This window comes from Allobosea sp. RIT-PG3_2 (assembly GCF_057321085.1).
The window spans coordinates 73,402-88,076 of record NZ_JBXWCA010000012.1; the positions used below are offsets into that span (position 1 = coordinate 73,402).

At 67.4% G+C, this 14,675-nt stretch carries 18 protein-coding genes; 11 read left to right on the forward strand and 7 right to left on the reverse strand.

The window, feature by feature from the left end:
* Nucleotides 1–106: 106 nt before the first annotated feature.
* From AC2FAN_RS25200 to AC2FAN_RS25210, 3 genes are all read left to right on the forward strand, one after another.
* On the forward strand, nt 107–1,012 hold the full coding sequence (locus AC2FAN_RS25200) for a beta-keto acid cleavage family enzyme (RefSeq protein ID WP_485176796.1): 906 nt from the start codon (nt 107–109) through the stop codon (nt 1,010–1,012).
* 48 nt (nt 1,013–1,060) lie between these two features.
* Nucleotides 1,061–1,813 carry a bestrophin-like domain gene (locus AC2FAN_RS25205; RefSeq protein ID WP_485176797.1) on the forward strand — a complete coding sequence of 251 codons (753 nt, stop codon included), beginning with the start codon at nt 1,061–1,063 and terminating at the stop codon, nt 1,811–1,813.
* 122 nt (nt 1,814–1,935) lie between these two features.
* Complete coding sequence (locus tag AC2FAN_RS25210; protein ID WP_485176799.1) at nt 1,936–3,303, forward strand: ABC1 kinase family protein; 1,368 nt, start codon at nt 1,936–1,938, stop codon at nt 3,301–3,303.
* A 5-nt stretch (nt 3,304–3,308) separates the two neighbouring features.
* Here AC2FAN_RS25210 and AC2FAN_RS25215 read toward each other — a convergent pair whose 3' ends face one another.
* The gene (locus AC2FAN_RS25215) at nt 3,309–3,530 is read right to left on the reverse strand and encodes a hypothetical protein (RefSeq protein WP_485176801.1); all 222 of its coding nucleotides are present in this window, start codon (nt 3,528–3,530) and stop codon (nt 3,309–3,311) included.
* Nucleotides 3,531–3,807: 277 nt separating this feature from the next.
* Between AC2FAN_RS25215 and AC2FAN_RS25220 the strand changes: the two genes are divergently transcribed.
* The 5 genes from AC2FAN_RS25220 (at nt 3,808) to AC2FAN_RS25240 (ending at nt 8,089) form a co-directional block, all read left to right on the forward strand.
* The gene (locus AC2FAN_RS25220; RefSeq protein WP_265049960.1) at nt 3,808–4,092 is read left to right on the forward strand and encodes an aa3-type cytochrome c oxidase subunit IV; all 285 of its coding nucleotides are present in this window, start codon (nt 3,808–3,810) and stop codon (nt 4,090–4,092) included.
* Between the two features lie 36 nt (nt 4,093–4,128).
* Nucleotides 4,129–5,268: a Re/Si-specific NAD(P)(+) transhydrogenase subunit alpha gene (locus AC2FAN_RS25225; protein WP_485176802.1), complete on the forward strand. Its 1,140-nt coding sequence runs from the start codon at nt 4,129–4,131 to the stop codon at nt 5,266–5,268.
* A gap of 17 nt (nt 5,269–5,285) precedes the next feature.
* The gene (locus AC2FAN_RS25230) at nt 5,286–5,720 is read left to right on the forward strand and encodes an NAD(P) transhydrogenase subunit alpha part 2 (RefSeq protein ID WP_485176803.1); all 435 of its coding nucleotides are present in this window, start codon (nt 5,286–5,288) and stop codon (nt 5,718–5,720) included.
* Nucleotides 5,721–5,723: 3 nt separating this feature from the next.
* Nucleotides 5,724–7,130 carry an NAD(P)(+) transhydrogenase (Re/Si-specific) subunit beta gene (locus tag AC2FAN_RS25235; RefSeq protein ID WP_265049957.1) on the forward strand — a complete coding sequence of 469 codons (1,407 nt, stop codon included), beginning with the start codon at nt 5,724–5,726 and terminating at the stop codon, nt 7,128–7,130.
* 77 nt (nt 7,131–7,207) lie between these two features.
* On the forward strand, nt 7,208–8,089 hold the full coding sequence (locus AC2FAN_RS25240) for an alpha/beta hydrolase (RefSeq protein WP_476806178.1): 882 nt from the start codon (nt 7,208–7,210) through the stop codon (nt 8,087–8,089).
* A 21-nt stretch (nt 8,090–8,110) separates the two neighbouring features.
* On the opposite strand, the gene AC2FAN_RS25245 is transcribed toward AC2FAN_RS25240, so the two are convergent.
* The 5 genes from AC2FAN_RS25245 to AC2FAN_RS25265 form a co-directional block, all read right to left on the reverse strand.
* The gene (locus tag AC2FAN_RS25245) at nt 8,111–8,962 is read right to left on the reverse strand and encodes a tetratricopeptide repeat protein (RefSeq protein ID WP_265049955.1); all 852 of its coding nucleotides are present in this window, start codon (nt 8,960–8,962) and stop codon (nt 8,111–8,113) included.
* A gap of 243 nt (nt 8,963–9,205) precedes the next feature.
* A complete protein-coding gene (gene rpsU, locus AC2FAN_RS25250; RefSeq protein WP_038359685.1) occupies nt 9,206–9,439 on the reverse strand; it encodes a 30S ribosomal protein S21 in 234 nt (77 codons plus the stop codon).
* A 284-nt stretch (nt 9,440–9,723) separates the two neighbouring features.
* Nucleotides 9,724–10,824: a 5-(carboxyamino)imidazole ribonucleotide synthase gene (locus AC2FAN_RS25255; protein ID WP_485176804.1), complete on the reverse strand. Its 1,101-nt coding sequence runs from the start codon at nt 10,822–10,824 to the stop codon at nt 9,724–9,726.
* On the reverse strand, nt 10,821–11,321 hold the full coding sequence (gene purE, locus AC2FAN_RS25260) for a 5-(carboxyamino)imidazole ribonucleotide mutase (RefSeq protein WP_265049953.1): 501 nt from the start codon (nt 11,319–11,321) through the stop codon (nt 10,821–10,823). Before purE ends, AC2FAN_RS25255 begins: the two co-directional genes overlap by 4 nt.
* Nucleotides 11,322–11,423: 102 nt before the next feature.
* The gene (locus AC2FAN_RS25265) at nt 11,424–11,642 is read right to left on the reverse strand and encodes a YdcH family protein (protein ID WP_055728071.1); all 219 of its coding nucleotides are present in this window, start codon (nt 11,640–11,642) and stop codon (nt 11,424–11,426) included.
* 229 nt (nt 11,643–11,871) lie between these two features.
* Between AC2FAN_RS25265 and AC2FAN_RS25270 the strand changes: the two genes are divergently transcribed.
* From AC2FAN_RS25270 to AC2FAN_RS25280, 3 genes are all read left to right on the forward strand, one after another.
* Entirely contained in the window at nt 11,872–12,060 is a 189-nt protein-coding gene (locus tag AC2FAN_RS25270; RefSeq protein WP_265049952.1) for a YdcH family protein, read from the forward strand.
* Between the two features lie 170 nt (nt 12,061–12,230).
* Nucleotides 12,231–12,491, forward strand: coding sequence for a GlsB/YeaQ/YmgE family stress response membrane protein (locus tag AC2FAN_RS25275; protein WP_265049951.1), 261 nt, complete (start codon nt 12,231–12,233; stop codon nt 12,489–12,491).
* 37 nt (nt 12,492–12,528) lie between these two features.
* Complete coding sequence (locus tag AC2FAN_RS25280; protein WP_265049950.1) at nt 12,529–13,026, forward strand: YidB family protein; 498 nt, start codon at nt 12,529–12,531, stop codon at nt 13,024–13,026.
* 19 nt (nt 13,027–13,045) lie between these two features.
* Here AC2FAN_RS25280 and AC2FAN_RS25285 read toward each other — a convergent pair whose 3' ends face one another.
* Complete coding sequence (locus tag AC2FAN_RS25285) at nt 13,046–14,674, reverse strand: acyl-CoA synthetase (RefSeq protein ID WP_485176805.1); 1,629 nt, start codon at nt 14,672–14,674, stop codon at nt 13,046–13,048.
* Nucleotide 14,675: the final 1 nt, after the last annotated feature.

The window sequence follows — 14,675 nt, forward strand, 5'->3', positions numbered from 1 at the left end:
TCATGCATTCCTGCCGATCCTGCCCAGCCTGCGGGCAGGCTGACAAGCCCGGCGGACGCGGCTTACGGTCTGCGGAAAGCCGCATAAGCCGATCGAGGAAATGCCTGTGACCAAGCCGATCTGGATCGAAGCCGCGATCAACGGGCCCTGGGGCAAAGAGCGCCAGCCTGGTATTCCAATCAGCATTCCCGATATCGTCGCCGACGGCATCGCGGCGGTCGAGGCCGGTGCTGCGATCGTGCATCTGCACGTCTACGATGTCGCGACGGGCCGCCAGCGCGACGACTGGGAGCTCTATGCGCAGGCGATCGAGGGCATTCGCGCCAAGGTCGACGCGATCGTCTATCCGACGATCCCGATCCTCGGTTCCGGCTATGCCGGCGACATGATCGGCTCGGGCCGGTACACCCATCTCGAGGAACTCGCGAAGCGCGGCCTCGTCGAATGGGGCGTGCTCGATCCCGGCTCGTGCAACTGGACGACCTTCGCCGGCATCCCGCAGGGAGAGCCGGGCTTCATCTATCAGAACCCCGGCGAGCATATCCGCGAGGGCATGGAGGTGGCCGAGCGTCACAAGGTCCATCCGAGCTATGCGATCTACGAGCCCGGCTTCACGCGGCTGGGGGCCGCATTGGCCAGGGCCTATCCAGGCATGCCCACGCCGATCTACCGGCTGATGTTCTCCGACACCTTCGCCTGGGGCTTTCCGCCGCGCGAATGGGCGCTGGAGGCGCATCTCAAGCTGCTGGCCGAGGATGCTCCCGAAGCCCCGGTGATGATCGCCGGGCTTGGCGTCGATCTATCCGAGCTGATCGCGCCCGCCGTCGCGCGCGGGGTCCATGTTCGCGGCGGGCTGGAGGATGCGCCCTTCGGCTGCACCAAGACCAATGCAGCCTTGATCGCCGAGACGGTCCGCAAGGTCGAGGCTGCCGGAGGGCGGGCCGCCAGCGTGGCCGAGGTGCGGGCGGATCTCGCGGGACGCCGGCCGGCGGTGGACGCAACGTCAAGCTGACGATATCTTGCCGGCTTGCCCGACAGGGCGAGAGGCATCAGGCGCGCAATGAGCCCCATCGCCATCGGCTGCATCGCCTTTCTCTGCGTGTTCGGCGCGGCGCTCGCAGGGATGGTGCTGCGCTCGCGCCTGCCCGACCACCATCTGGCTCCCGAATCCAGGGATGCGATCAAGCTGGCGACGGCGATCATCGGGACGCTTTCCGCGCTGGCGCTCGGGCTCCTCATCGCTTCGGCGAAGCGATCCTTCGACGATGCCGGCCTGGAGAGGCGGACGTCGGCGGCGCGCGTGCTCCTGCTCGATCGCGTCATGGCGCATTACGGGCCGGAAACGCAGCCGATGCGCCTGGCGCTTCGCAAGGCGCTCGAAGCGAGGCTGAGCGCCGAACGGGATGACGGCGTCCACGATGTCCCGCTGGCCGAGGGCTTCGACGTCGAAGCCATTCAGGATGGGCTGCGGGGCCTGACGCCGACGACCGAAGCGCAGCGCCTGCTTCAGTCCCGCGCGCTGCAGGTCAGCGGCGACATCGCCGAAGCGAGATGGGTGCGCACCGAAACGGAGGTGGGCGGGTTTCCCACGCCGTTCCTCGCGGTGCTGATCCTGTGGTTCACCTTGCTCTTCGCCTCCTTCGGTATCCTCGCGCCGAGCAACGGGACGGTCGTGTTCACGCTGCTCGTCTGCGCCCTGTCCGTCAGTGTCGCCCTGGTCCTCATCATCGACATGGATCATCCCTATCTCGGCTTCATCCGTGTCTCCGACGCCCCTTTCAGGACGGCGCTCGAACGGTTGGGGCGGCCGTGACGCGGCCCCATGCGCCGGGGCGCACTCGGCCCGCGGCATGACCGGCGAGGCGACGGGCCGCACTGGCATCCCCCGCGCGACGGCTTACATCAGGTGAAGCCCGATCCCGCGAAAGCGAGCCGATGTCCGACCGCGATACCGAAGCCAACCGCTTTTCTGCCCGTGCCGCGCGCTATGCCCGCGTCGGGGCCAATGTCGGCGGGGTGGCGGCGCGGATCGCCGGCGCCCGGCTCTTCGGCGTCGAGGGACGCGATGCCTCCAATGCCGAGGCCTTGGCGAAGGCGCTCGGCGGGCTGAAGGGGCCCATCATGAAGGTGGCCCAGCTCGTCGCCACCATTCCCGACGTCGTGCCGCCCGAATATGCCGCCGAATTGCAGAAGCTGCAGTCGCAGGCGCCGCCGATGGGCGCGGCCTTCGTCAAGCGCCGGATGATGGCGGAGCTCGGCGCGGGCTGGCGCGAGCACTTCGGCGAGTTCGACCTCAAGCCGGCGGCGGCGGCCTCGCTCGGGCAGGTGCACCGCGCCACGACGACCGAAGGCGCCCCCCTCGCCTGCAAGCTGCAATATCCCGACATGGAATCGGCCGTGGAAGCCGATATCGCCCAGCTCGAGATACTGTTCGCATTGCATCGGCGCATGGGCGCGGTGATCGATACGACCGAGATCGCCAAGGAGATCGGCGCCCGCGTCCGCGAGGAGCTCGACTACCGCCGCGAGGCGAAGCATATCGCGCTCTACCAGACCATCCTCGCCGACACGGCGCAGGTGCGCGTGCCGGCTGTCGAGGCGGGGCTCTCGACCGGGCGGCTGCTCACCATGCACTGGCTCGACGGCAGCCCCATCCTCTCGCACAAGCAGGACGGGCAGGAGGCGCGCGACCGGATCTCGACCGCGATGTTCAAGGCCTGGTGGCGGCCCTTCAGCCATCACGGCGTCATCCATGGCGACCCGCATCTCGGCAACTACACGGTGTTTTCGGAGGCCGGCGAGCCTGATGGCATCAACCTGCTCGACTATGGCTGCATCCGCATCTTCCCGCCCTCCTTCGTCGGCGGGGTGGTCGATCTCTATCGCGGCCTGCGCGACGGCGAGGATGCCCGCGTCGTCCATGCCTACGAGACCTGGGGCTTCAAGGGGCTGACCAAGGATCTCGTCGACACGCTGAACATCTGGGCGCGCTTCATCTACGGGCCGCTGCTGGAGGACCGGACACGGCGTATCGCCGAAGGCGTCAGCCCGGCCGAATACGGCCGCAAGCAGGCCTTCCAGGTGCATCAGGCCCTGAAGCAGCGCGGGCCGGTGACCGTGCCGCGGGAGTTCGTCTTCATGGACCGCGCCGCGATCGGGCTCGGCGGCGTCTTCCTTCATCTCGACGCGGAGCTGAATTTCCACCGGCTGTTCGAGGCGGAGATCGACGGCTTCTCATTGGAGCGAGTGGCCGAGCGGCAAAGCACGGCGCTGGCGGGCGCCGGGCTGAAGGCGCAGGCCTGAGCGGCTCAGTCGCCCCCGCCGCAATCCCCTCCGCCGTCGCCGCCGAAACCGCCGCTTCCGCCATCGCCTCCGGTTGGACGGGCGTCGCTGCGCCAGGCGGCGATCTCCTCGTCGTCGCGCTTGGTCTGCTCTCGTGCTTCGGCAAACCAGCGCCTGGCTTTCACCTGCAGGGCGGGATCGAGCGCGAAGCGATCATCGCCATCGGTATTCTTGCGCGGATCGTCCACGGAAAGCGCCTCCACTCGATTGCAAGAATTTAACCGAATCCGGGAGGATCGTCCCGGCCTTTGCCGAAATGCCGTTAATGGCCGCCAAGGGCGGCGATGAGATACTGTCGGGTTACGTCCGATTAAATCGATTGAAATGGCGAATGGCCGCCGGTATTGGATAGGTGCCAGGCTGGCGAGCGATGCATCTCGCCGGCACGCGTCGCTGCCGCGTTGCCCGTGCGTCGCGGGTGCGCTACAGGCGTAAAGAGACTGTGTCTTTTTCAGGATCGAGACCATGGCCGACCACGCCCAACATGCCGACATCCCCGCGATGGACTATAACGAGCATGAACGGACCTATACGGGCTTCGTGCACTTCGCCGAGGTCGGCACCGTCGCCTGCCTCGCGATCGTCGCGGCGCTCGCGGTTGGCGGCACCAAGCATGCCTGGGGCACGGCACTGATCGGCACGCTGCTCGCCGTGGTCGGCACGGGCGTCGGCATCGCCGCTCCCTCGATTTCCTGGCGTGCACCGCTCGTCGCGCTGGTGCTGATGCTGCTCGCGCTCCTGCTGCTCTGACCGTCTTCCCATAACGCCGGAAAGGCCTGCCCCACCATGCGCATTGCTGTCCCAGCCGAAACGCAAGGGGCGGAAACCCGCGTCGCCGCGACGCCGGAGACCGTCCGCAAGTTCAAGGGCCTCGGCGCCGAGGTCGTGATCCAGACGGGGGCCGGCATTGCTTCCGGCATCGTCGACGCGGAATACGAGGCGGCCGGTGCGACGATCGCGAAGACCGCGGCCAAGGCGCTCGCCGGTGCCGACATCGTGCTGAAGGTGCGCCGTCCGGGCGAGGGCGAGATCGCCGGCCTGCCTGCGGGCGCGCTCGTCATCGCCGTGATGGACCCCTATGGCAGCGAGGCGCAGGTCGAGGCGCTGGCCAAGGCCAATGTCGCCGCCTTCGCCATGGAATTCATGCCGCGCATCACCCGCGCGCAGGTGATGGACGTGCTGTCCTCGCAGGCCAATCTCGCCGGCTACCGCGCCGTGATCGACGGCGCCGCCGAATACGGCCGGGCGCTGCCGATGATGATGACGGCGGCGGGCACGGTGCCGGCCGCGCGCATCTTCATCATGGGCGTCGGCGTTGCCGGCCTGCAGGCGATCGCCACCGCGCGCCGCCTTGGCGCCATCGTGACCGCGACCGATGTGCGCCCCGCCACCAAGGAACAGGTCGAATCGCTCGGCGCCAAGTTCCTCGCCGTCGAGGACGAGGAGTTCAAGCAGGCGCAGACGGCCGGCGGCTACGCCAAGGAGATGTCCAAGGAGTATCAGGCGAAGCAGGCGGAATTGACCGCCAGCCACATCGCCAAGCAGGACATCGTCATCACCACCGCGCTGATCCCCGGCCGGCCCGCGCCGAAGCTGATTTCGACCGCGATGGTCGAGAGCATGAAGCCGGGCTCGGTGATCGTCGACCTCGCGGTCGAGCGCGGCGGCAATTGCGAGCTGGCGAAGCCCGGCGAGGTCGTCACGACCCCGAACGGCGTCAAGATCGTCGGCCATCTCAACGTGCCCGGCCGCCTGCCGGCGACCTCGTCCTCGCTCTACGCCAAGAACCTCTATGCCTTCGTCGAGACGCTGATCGACAAGGCCGAGAAGAAGCTCGCGGTGAACTGGGACGACGAGCTGGTGAAGGCCACCGCCCTGACGAAGGACGGCGCCGTCATCCATCCGAATTTCGCGCCGAAGGCCTGAGCGAAGGAATTCCGAACATGGCAAATCCGACCACCGAACAGGCTCTCGAACAGGCCCGCAACGCGGCCGCGCTCGCCAGGCAAGCGGCCGAGCTCGCCGAGCGCTATGCCGACCAGGCCGCCGCCGCCGCCAGCATCGCCACCGGCGGCGTCGACCCGACGGTCTATCGCCTCGCGATCTTCGTGCTCGCCGTCTTCGTCGGCTACTACGTCGTCTGGTCGGTGACGCCGGCCCTTCACACGCCGCTGATGTCGGTCACCAATGCGATCTCCTCGGTCATCGTCGTCGGCGCGCTGCTCGCCGTCGGCGTCGAGACCCTGCCGGCGCTCGGCGACGGGCCGATCTGGGCCAAGGTCTTCGGCTTCCTGGCGCTGATCCTCGCCTCGGTGAACATCTTCGGCGGCTTCCTCGTCACCGAGCGCATGCTCGCGATGTACAAGAAGAAGGGCTGACGCATGGCCGCGAACCTCTCAGCCCTGCTCTACGTCGTTTCGGGCGTCCTGTTCATCATGGCCCTGCGGGGCCTGTCGCATCCGACGACCTCGCGGCAGGGCAACCGCTACGGCATGATCGGCATGGCGATCGCCATCGTCACGACCGTGCTGTTCTTCCCGCCCTCCGGCTTCTCCGGCTGGCTGCTGGTCATCCTCGGCATCGCCATCGGCGGCGGCATCGGCGCCTATATGGCCAAGCGCGTGCAGATGACGCAGATGCCGCAGCTCGTCGCCTTCTTCCACTCGCTCGTCGGCCTTGCCGCCGTGCTGGTGGCGGCGGCGGCGCTCTATGCGCCGGAAGCCTTCGGCATCGGCCATACCGGCTCGATCAAGGGCGCGAGCCTGTTCGAGATGGCGCTCGGCGTCGCCATCGGCGCGATCACCTTCACCGGCTCGATCATCGCCTTCCTCAAGCTCGACGGGCGCATGAGCGGCAAGCCGATCATGCTGCCGCAGCGCCACGGCATCAATATCGGGCTCGGCATCGCGCTCATCGTGCTGCTGGCGATCTTCATCAAGTCGGAGAGCCATGCGGTCTTCTGGCTGATCGTCGCGGTCTCGCTGGCGCTCGGCATCCTGCTGATCATCCCGATCGGCGGCGCAGACATGCCCGTCGTCGTCTCGATGCTCAACTCCTATTCGGGTTGGGCCGCCGCCGGCATCGGCTTCACGCTCGGGAACATGGCGCTGATCATCACCGGCGCGCTGGTCGGCTCGTCGGGCGCGATCCTGTCCTACATCATGTGCAAGGCGATGAACCGGAGCTTCATCTCCGTCATCCTCGGCGGCTTCGGCGGCGACGATGCCGCGGCGGGCGCTGGCGGTGCGGTCGAGGCTCGGCCCGTCAAGCAGGGCTCGGCGGATGATGCCGCCTACATCATGAAGAACGCCGGCAAGGTCATCATCGTGCCGGGCTACGGCATGGCGGTGGCCCAGGCGCAGCATACGCTGCGCGAGATGGCCGACCTGCTCAAGAAGGAAGGCGTCGAGGTCAAATACGCCATCCATCCGGTGGCGGGCCGCATGCCCGGCCACATGAACGTGCTGCTGGCCGAGGCCAACGTGCCCTATGACGAGGTCTTCGAGCTCGAGGACATCAACTCGGAATTCGGCCAGGCCGACGTCGCCTTCGTCATCGGCGCCAACGACGTCACCAACCCGGCGGCCAAGACCGACAAGGCATCGCCGATCTACGGCATGCCGATCCTCGACGTCGAGAAGGCCAAGACCGTGCTCTTCATCAAGCGCGGCATGGCGGCCGGCTATGCCGGCGTCGAGAACGAGCTGTTCTTCCGGCCCAACACGATGATGCTGTTCGGCGACGCCAAGAAGGTCACCGACGACATCGTCAAGGCGATGGCGCATTAAACACGCCAGCCGTCATCGGATTGCTGCAAAGGGCCGGCTTGATCGCCGGCCCTTTCGCTTTCCGGGCATGCCCCCGCATGATTCTGCGCCTTCTGAAGCTGCTGCTCGTCTTTGGCGTCGCCGGCTATCTGGCCATGCTAGGCATGCTCTATCTGCGCCAGCGCGAGCTGATGTATCCGCGTGATCCGGCCAGGGCCGATATCGCGACCGCGGGCCTCGTCGCGGCTGAGGAGGCGAGCATCGCGACCGCCGATGGTGAACGGCTCGTCGCCTGGGTCGTGCCGCCGCGCGCCGACAAGCCCGTCCTGCTCTATTTCCATGGCAATGCCGGCAATCTCGGGCGGGCAGGCCGGGCGGGGCGGTTCCGCGCGCTGACGGAAGACGGGACGGGGCTCTTCGCGGTGAGCTATCGCGGCTATGGCGGCTCGACCGGCAGCCCGAGCGAGGAGGGGCTGCTGCAGGATGCCCGCGCCGCCTATGGCGCCGCTGCCGAGCGTTTCGGCACCGGGCGGCTGGTCGGCTACGGAGAATCGCTCGGGACCGGCGTGGTGCTGAAGCTGGCGGCGGAGGTGCCGCTGCGAGCGGTGGTGCTGGAAGCACCCTATCTCTCGACCGTCTCCGTCGCGCAGGCCATCTACCCTTACGTGCCGGTGGGGCTGCTGATGAAGGACAAGTTCCGCTCGGACGAGATCATCGGGCGGGTCAAGGTGCCGCTGCTCGTGATGCATGGCGAGCGCGACCAGGTCATCCCCTTCGCCCAGGGGCAGGCGCTTTATGAGCTGGCCAACACGCCCAAGCGCTTCCTGCGCTTTCCGGCCGGCCGGCACGAGGATTTGCCGCGCTACGGCTCGGTCGCCGAGGTGCGGCGTTTCCTCGCGGATGTCGCCGCGGGCGGCCCGGCCGGAGCCGAAACCCGCACGGTGGGCGCGCAGGCGGCCAAGGCCGGCGCGTCACCCTGAAGAAGCCCGAAGAGTGGCTCCTCAGCTCCGGAAGAAGCCGCCGCCGCCACCCATCCGGGAGGCGCCGGCCCGCGCCTGGGCGTTGTTGCCGTCGAGGCCCAGCGCGCGCTGATAGGCTTCGGAGGCCTCGGTCTTCTTGCCGAGCTTCTCGAAGGCGAAGCCGCGGCCGGCCCAGGCGTCGGCGTTGCGGTTGTCGACATTGAGCGCGGCCGTGAAATCCTCGAGCGCGGCGTCGTACTTGCCGAGCGCGTTCAGGCTCTGGCCGCGCGCGATATAGGGCGGGGCGGTGTAGGGATTGCGGTCGATCACCGAATCGAAATCGGTGACGGCATGCTGATGCTGGCCTTCCTTCTGGTAGACCAGCCCGCGGGCATGGAAGGCCTCGGCCGCTTCCGGGTTGAGGCGAATCGCGGTGTTGAGGTCGGCGATGGCCTGCTGGCTGTTGCCCTGCTGGCGCAGCAGGTTGGCGCGGGCGACATAGGCCGGCGCATAATTGGCATTGGCCGTGGTGGCGCGGTTGAAATCGGCCAGCGCGGCGTCGGTGCGGCCGCTCTGGCGCAGCGCGAGACCGCGATTCGTGTAGGCCGAAGCCAGGTTCGGGTCGATCTGGACCGCCTTGGTGAAGTCCGAAATCGCGTCCGAGAAGCGGCCGACCCGGGCATAGGCCGCCCCGCGGGTGTTATAGGCGCCGGGGTCGTTCTGGTTACGGTTGATGACCTCGGTCAACGAGCCGATGTTGACGTTGGCATCGGCGGTGTCGCGTGTGTCGAGCTCGGCGACGGCGGGCTGCGAGGATAAATTCGAGACGGTGTCGCACCCTGCGAGCGCGACCGCCATGCCGGCTGCTGCCAGCCAATACCTGCCTCGGATCATGCTCTGCCTCTTTTGGTTCAGTGCTTCGCCTGCCGCTTGCCCCCTTGCGGGAGGCTGATCCGGCCCGAGGGCCGGCCGCGGCGTCTCTGCGCTCCCCAACCGACAGCGCCTCACGGGAAAGAACGACTCAAACCCGCCAAAACTTGGTTAACGCCGCCGAAAAGCAAGAGCGCCCGGAGCGGGCTCCAGGCGCAGATCGCTATCGGCCCTTTCCAAGGCGGCCCGAAGGCCGTCCGGAACGGATCAGGGGCGCTTCGGCTTGACCGGCGCAGGCAGGAGGCCTTCGCGCTGCAGCTTCTTGCGAACCAGCTTGCGGGCGCGGCGGACGGCCTCGGCCTTCTCGCGCGCCTTCTTCTCGGACGGCTTCTCGTAGTGGCCGCGGAGCTTCATCTCGCGGAAGATACCTTCGCGCTGCATCTTTTTCTTGAGAGCGCGGAGAGCCTGGTCGACATTGTTGTCGCGAACGAGAACCTGCACGTGAAACGTCCGTCCTTAGCGGGTTGAGTCAATAATCAGCGCCGACGATGGCGCAGGGCACATCGCTCGAAGGTTCGTGCGGATACCAGAATTCATTTCGCCTGTCCACGGCATGGAGCGGTGAAAATGGCGGTTTTTACTAGGGCTTTCCGTGGTTCCGATAGAACCGTGGCGTCATTCTGGGGCGGAGCGAAGTGCAGACCCGAGAATCTCCGGCAGGACAAGGCCTGGGAGCCTCTTCCGGCACCAGATGCACGGGGCAAGCCCGAGCATGACGGCGATGCTTATTCCGGCATGACCCGCGTGACATGGCCCATCTTGCGGCCGGGGCGGGCGTCGCGCTTGCCGTAGAGGTGGAGATGGGCGCCGGACTCGGCCAGGATCTCGCGCCACCGCAGCGCGGCGTCGCCGATCAGGTTTTCCATCTCGATCCGGCCGCGCCGGGTGGTGGCACCGAGCGGGAAGCCGCAGACGGCGCGGACATGCTGGTGGAACTGCGAGGTCAGCGCGCCCTCGCTGGTCCAATGCCCGGAATTGTGGACGCGCGGGGCGATCTCGTTGACGACGATGCGCTCGCCCTTGCCGACCTGCGCTTCCAGCACGAACAGCTCGACGGTGAAGACGCCGACATAGCCCAGCGCCTCGCCGATGCGGCGTGCGGCCTCGATCGCCGCATCGGAGGCCGGGGCGGAGAGATTCGCGGGCACATGGGTGAAGGCGAGGATGTGGTCGCGATGCTCGTTCTCGCAGACGTCGAAGGCGGCGAAGGCGCCGTCGATGCCGCGGGCGGCGACGACCGAAACCTCGCGGACGAAGGGCACGAAGCCTTCGAGGATCGCGGGGAAGCGGCCGATCGCCTCATGCGCCTCGGCGAGATCGCTGCCGGGCGCGATCTTGACCTGTCCCTTGCCGTCATAGCCGAAGCGCCGGGTCTTCAGCACCGAAGGGCGGCCGAGCTCGGCGACGGCGACTTCGAGGTCGGCGAGCGAATCGACCGCGCGGAAGGGTGCCACGGGCAGGCCGAGCCCGGCGACGAAGCTCTTCTCGCTGAAACGGTCCTGCGTCACCGCGAGAGCGCGTGCGCCGGGATGCAGCGGGGCACGCCCGGCGAGGAAGGCCGCGGTCGCGGCCGGGACGTTCTCGAATTCATAGGTCACGACATCGACGGCACCCGCGAAGGCGGCGAGCGCGGCCTCGTCCTCGTAGTCGGCGATGGTGTGACGGGCGGCGACGTCGAAGGCCGGGCTGTCGGCTTCGGGCGCGAAGACATGGCAGCGGATGCCGAGATCGGCCGACGCCAGCGCGATCATGCGGGCGAGCTGGCCGCCGCCGAGGATGCCGAGCACGGCGCCCGGCGCAAGGCCGGTGGGGACGGGCGGGCTCATGCCTCGTCCCGGTTGGGCCGCTCGGCGATGCCTGCGCTCTGGCGGGCGCGATAGGCGTCCAGCCGCTCCGCCAGGCCCGCATCCGAAAGGGCGAGCACGGCTGCGGCGAGCAGGGCCGCGTTGACGGCGCCGGCCCGGCCGATGGCGAGCGTGCCGACCGGGATGCCGGCCGGCATCTGCACGATGGAGAGCAGGCTGTCCTGCCCCGACAGGGCCTTGGATTCGACGGGCACGCCGAAGACCGGCAGCGGCGTCAGCGATGCCGCCATGCCCGGCAGATGCGCGGCGCCGCCGGCGCCGGCGATCACCACCTTGAAGCCCTCGGCCCTGGCGCCCTTGGCGAAGGCGAACAGGCGCTCCGGCGTGCGATGGGCCGAGACGATGCGGGCGTCATAGGGGATGGCGAGCGCGTCGAGCGTCTCGGCGGCGTGGCGCATCGTCGCCCAGTCGGACTGGCTGCCCATGATGATGGCGACGGGTGTGCTGGTCTCGGCCATGAGATGCGCTCGGGCTCCGCTTACGGAAGCGCGCGATCTAGACCGTCCAGGGCCCGTGAAGCAAGGGCGAATCGGGCACAGCGCCGCCGGAAAGGCGCAGCGTCACGCGATGATGTCGGGAGTCAGCGCATCCTCGATCTGGGCGATGCGGTCCTTCAGGTAGAGCTTGCGCTTCTTCAGCCGCTGCACCTGGATCTGGTTGATCGAGCCGACCCGCTCCAGCGCATCGATGGCACTGTCGAGATCGCGATGTTCCTCCCGCAGCCGCGCCAGCTCCGCGGTGAAGGTCTCGACCTCTTCAGGGCTGAGCTCGAATCCCATGGCCATCTCATCATCGCCGTTATTGGGCGTGACTATGCCTTTGCCGCTGCGCGCCCCGCAAGGGCATCCGCCGTCGCGCAAGGGCCTGAAGGTCGTCCTATTCACGACTTTCCGGGAATGAGCCGGAGAGGATCAAAGAAACTCATGAATGCCGTGTGACATCACAGGGCAGACGCGAAGCCGGCTCTATGCCAGATTGAGACGTCAACCGCTGATCAGGAGGATCCAGATGTCGTTGCAAACCCGTCTTGCGGAACTCGAGCGCAAGCATCGCCAGCTCGAAGATACGATCGCCCAGGCTATGGCGAGCCCGTCCTCGAGCGATCTCAGCGTGGCCGAGTTGAAGCGGAAGAAATTGCAACTGAAGGATGAGATCGAACGCGTAAGGCAGACGATGCCATCGCGAACCTTGCATTGAAGCGAAGCGGGCGCTCAACCCGTCACTGATTCGAGATGCGGACGAGCCGGCCCCGAAAGGGGCCGGTTTTTTTATTGTCCGCGCCGATGGGCAGATGCCGTCGGGGCCGAACGGAACTTTGTCGCATGGCCGTGGGTTGATGTGCCGCGCTTCAGCAAGGGAGGGATAGCATGGGCATTATCTGGACCATCATCATCGGCTTCGTCGCCGGTGTCGTCGCGAAGTTCATCATGCCGGGCTCGAACGAGCCGTCCGGCTTCATCCTGACGACGATCCTGGGCATCATCGGGGCCTTCGTCGCGACCTATCTCGGCCAGTCACTCGGTTGGTACGCTCCCGGTCAGGGGGCGGGGCTGATCGGCGCCGTCGTCGGTGCCATTGTCGTCCTGGTCGTCTGGGCGGCCATTTCCGGCCGCAATCGCACTGTCTGATCCAGGTATCCTTTGCACGAGAGAAGGAGTGATCGCCGTGAGTGACGACAACAGCAGCAGCGGTTTTCCGTCGCTGACAGCCCTGCTCGGGCTTCTCGCCGTCGCGGGTTACCAGAACCGCGACAAGATCTCCGAGTGGCTCGGCAGCCGGGGCCAGCCGGAGCCGGGACAGATTCCTGCGCCCCAGCCGGGACAGGCGCAGTCTGTGCCTCAGGAGGGTGGCGGCCTGCTCGGCAGCCTCGGCGGATTGCTGGGGGCGGGCGGCGTCGGCGCCGTGCTGAACAACGGCCTCGGCGAGCTCGTCGACCGCTTCAACCAGTCGGGGCAGGGCGAGAAGGCCGATTCCTGGGTGCGGCAGGGCCCGAACGAGGAGGTCGCGCCGACCGATCTGGAGCAGGCGCTCGGGCCGCAGGTCATCGATGCGATCGCCCGTCAGACCGGGTTGTCGCGCGAGGATCTGCTGGCGCGGCTGTCGAAGGTGCTGCCCGAGGCGGTGGACAACTACACGCCGGACGGACGCCTGAACCGCGCCTGACGGCGAACGGCGCGGGCTCTCACAGCGCCCGCGCCATCTCCCGCAGCCGGAATTTCTGGATTTTGCCGGTCGAGGTCTTCGGCACCTCGGCGAAGACGACCGTCCTCGGGCATTTGAACGAGGCGAGGTGCTGCTTGCACCAGGCGATGATCTCCGCCTCGGTCGCCGCCTTGCCCGGCTTCAGCTCGATGAAGGCACAGGGCGTCTCGCCCCATTTCTCGTCGGGCCGCGCCACCACCGCGGCAACCTGAACGGCGGGATGCTTGTAGAGCGCATCCTCGACCTCGATCGACGAGATGTTCTCGCCTCCGGAGATGATGATGTCCTTGGAGCGGTCCTTGAGCTGAATGTAGCCGTCGGGATAGCGCACGCCGAGATCGCCGGTGTGGAACCAGCCCCCAGCGAACGCGGCCTGCGTGGACTTAGGGTTGCCGAGATAGCCCTTCATCACGACATTGCCGCGCATCATGACTTCGCCGAGCGTCTGCCCGTCGCGCGGCACCGGCTCCATCGTCTCGGGATCGAGCACGTCGAGCCCTTCCAGCGCCGGGTAGCGCACGCCCTGGCGGGCCTTCTTGGTCGCCTGCTCGGCAGGGGAAAGCGCGTTCCAGTCATCGTTCCAGTCGTTGACGACGGAGGGGCCGTAGCACTCGGTGAGGCCGTAGAGATGCGTCACCTCGAAACCTGCCTGCTTCATGCCGGCGAGCACGGCCTCGGGCGGCGGGGCGGCGGCGGTGAAGAAGGCGACCGTCTGGGGGAAGTCGCGGCGCTCCTCGGCTGAGGCGTTGAGCAGTGCGGACATCACGATCGGCGCGCCGCAGAGATGCGTCACGCCATGGTCGGCGAGCGCGTCGTACATCGCCTTGGCCCGGACCTGCCGCAGGCAGACATGGGTGCCGGCAACGATCGAGATCGTCCAGGGGAAGCACCAGCCATTGCAGTGGAACATCGGCAGCGTCCAGAGATAGACGGGATGCCGGCCCATATTGCCGGTGATGACGTTGGAGGTCGCCAGCAGATTGGCGCCGCGATGGTGATAGACCACGCCCTTGGGATCGCCGGTCGTGCCGGAGGTGTAGTTCAGCGCGATGGCGTCCCATTCGTCCGATGGCATCTGCCAGTCGAAATCGGGATCGCCGCCGGCGATGAAATCCTCGTATTCGGTGCTGCCCAGCCGCTCGCCCGGGCCGTCATAGACCGGGTCATCGTAGTCGATGACGAGCGGCTTCGCCTTGCAGAGGGCGAGGGCCTCCTTGATCGTCTTCGAGAACTCGCGGTCGGTGATCAGCACCTTGGCGCCGCCATGGTCGAGCGAGAAGGCGATGATCGCGGCATCGAGCCGGGTGTTCAGCGTGTTCAGCACCGCGCCGGCCATCGGCGCGCCGTAATGGCATTCGAGCATGGCCGGCGTGTTCGGCAGCATCGCCGCCACGGTGTCGTTCTTGCCGATGCCAGCCTTGGCCAGGGCCGAGGCGAGGCGGCGGGAACGCGCATAGAACTCGGCATAGGAGCGGCGCAGCGGCCCGTGGATGATCGCCGTGCGATCCGGGAAGACGGCGGCGGCGCGTTCGAGGAAGGTCAGCGGCGTCAGCGGCTGGAAATTCGCCGGGTTGCGGTCAAGATCGGTGTCGTAGGCCGAAGGGGTCATC